The sequence below is a fragment of the Neisseria sp. P0022.S010 genome, from assembly GCF_051956635.1.
The window spans coordinates 1-2,151 of the sequence record NZ_JBQCXF010000490.1; the positions used below are offsets into that span (position 1 = coordinate 1).

3 protein-coding genes are annotated in these 2,151 nt (G+C 54.1%); all 3 read right to left on the bottom strand.

Annotated elements, in window-relative coordinates; all coding sequences use genetic code 11:
- On the bottom strand, positions 1 to 1,160 hold a 1,160-nt coding region (gene accC, locus ACTHUT_RS18485; protein WP_440419351.1), incomplete at its 3' end, for an acetyl-CoA carboxylase biotin carboxylase subunit.
- A gap of 29 nt (positions 1,161 to 1,189) precedes the next feature.
- Entirely contained in the window at positions 1,190 to 1,381 is a 192-nt protein-coding gene (locus tag ACTHUT_RS18490) for a YqaE/Pmp3 family membrane protein (protein WP_003680299.1), read from the bottom strand.
- A gap of 71 nt (positions 1,382 to 1,452) precedes the next feature.
- A complete protein-coding gene (accB, locus tag ACTHUT_RS18495) occupies positions 1,453 to 1,908 on the bottom strand; it encodes an acetyl-CoA carboxylase biotin carboxyl carrier protein (protein WP_049347847.1) in 456 nt (151 codons plus the stop codon).
- Positions 1,909 to 2,151: the final 243 nt, after the last annotated feature.

The following is a 2,151-nucleotide window of genomic DNA, read 5'->3' on the forward strand; positions in this document are numbered from 1 at the left end:
TTGCCGATCAGGCTGTCGTAGTAAGGAGGGATGCGGTAGCCTTGGTAGATGTGGCTGTCGACGCGGATGCCGAAGCCGCCGGGCAGGTGGCAGCTTTCAATCAGGCCCGGGCTTGGAATGAAGTTGTACGGGTCTTCGGCATTGATACGGCACTCAAACGCGTGGCCTTCGACTTGAATGTCTTCCTGTTTGTATTGCAAAGGCAGGCCGGATGCGATGCGCAATTGCTCTTGGACGATGTCCACGCCGGTGATGAGTTCGGTAACCGGATGCTCAACCTGAACGCGTGTGTTCATCTCGATAAAGAAGAATTCGCCATCTTCGTACAGGAATTCAAACGTACCTGCGCCGCGATAGCCGATGCGTTTGCAAGCGTCGGCACAGGCTTTGCCGATTTTGGCGCGTTCTTCTTCAGTGATGAACGGGGCCGGTGCTTCTTCGATGACTTTTTGGTGGCGGCGCTGCATGGAGCAGTCGCGCTCGGCGAGGTAGATGGCGTTGCCGTGTTCGTCGGCAATCACTTGGATTTCGACGTGGCGCGGACGTTGCAGATAGCGTTCCATGTAAACCATCGGGTTGCCGAATGCCGCGCCTGCTTCGGCTTTGGTCATTTCGACAGACTGGAGGAGGTCTTCTTTTTTCTCGACGACGCGCATACCGCGACCGCCGCCGCCGCCGGAGGCTTTGATAATGACGGGATAACCGACTTTATCGGCGATTTTGAGGATTTCTTCGCCGTCGTCCGGCAATGCGCCGTCAGAGCCGGGAACGCAAGGCACGCCGGCTTCGATCATGGCGTGTTTGGCGGATACTTTGTCGCCCATTAGACGGATGGTATCGGCTTTAGGGCCGATGAAGACAAAGCCGGATTGTTCGACTTGTTCGGCAAAATTGGCGTTTTCGGCGAGGAAGCCGTAGCCGGGGTGGATGCCGTCGGCTTCGGTGACTTCGGCAGCTGCGATGAGGGCCGGGATGTTGAGGTAGCTTTGTGCGGATGCGGCAGGGCCGATGCACACGGATTCGTCGGCGAGTTTGACGTGCAGGCTGTCTTTGTCGGCTTCGGAATGGACGGCGACGGTGGCGATGCCCATTTCACGGCAGGCACGCAGGACGCGCAGGGCGATTTCGCCCCGGTTGGCGATCAATACTTTTTTCAGCATGATAATCTTTCCGGATGGTTCAGACGGCCTCAGCGGCCGCCTAATGCGTTGCGGATTTTTTGGTCGGTTTTGTATTGGCTCAAAGCGTAAACCGACCACATGGCTGCCGGTATCCAGCCAACCAGCGTACATTGCAGAATCAGACAGATGATGCCTGCAAACGGACGGCCGATGGTGAAAAACTGAAGCCATGGCAAGAAAATAGCCAAAATCAGACGCATGGTTTGTCCTTGATGAACAGAAAAAGGAATTTCAGACGGCCTTAAAGATAAAGGCCGTCTGAAAAAACGGATTATTCAATGATGAAGAGCGGCTCGCCGTATTCGACCGGAGTACCGTTTTCAACCAGAATTTCTTTAACGACACCGGATTTCTCGGCTTCGATTTCGTTCATCAGCTTCATGGCTTCGATGATGCACAAAGTATCGCCGGCTTTGACTTGTTGGCCGACTTCGACGAAAGCGGCGGCGTTCGGGCCGGGGGCACGGTAGAACGTACCGACCATAGGCGATTTTTGCGCGTTGGACAAATCGCGAGCGGCAGGGGCGGCGGCCGGAGCGGCTGCAGCCGGAGCAGCGGCAGGTGCGGCAACCGGAGCTGCGGCAGGTGCCGGAGCAGCATAAACAGGAGCTGCGGCGGCAGTGGTACGCGTAATGCGGACTTTTTCTTCGCCTTCGGTAACTTCAATTTCTGCAATGCCTGATTCTTCGACCAAATCAATCAGTTTTTTTAATTTACGCAAATCCATTGCTTTTCCTTTTTTGCGCGGCATATAAAGTGCATATTAGGTATGCGCCGCAGTGGTTTTAGATGATTTCCTGATACGTCGGAAGGCAGGTTTGCCATCCGGCGTTTAAATAATGTCGGAACAGGGCGGAGCCTGAAAAATGAATCCGGTTATTTTCCCGAACTTGTCGGTAAATGTCCAGTAAAAGATAGAAAAAAGGCGTTTTTCGGCGAAAAAAGAAAGGAACGCTGATTTTCGTTAAAA

Coding starts and splice junctions, on each gene's coding strand:
- accB (WP_049347847.1), bottom strand. CDS start 1,908: ATGGATTTGCGTAAATTAAAAAAACTGATTGATTTGGTCGAAGAATCA.
- ACTHUT_RS18490 (WP_003680299.1), bottom strand. CDS start 1,381: ATGCGTCTGATTTTGGCTATTTTCTTGCCATGGCTTCAGTTTTTCACC.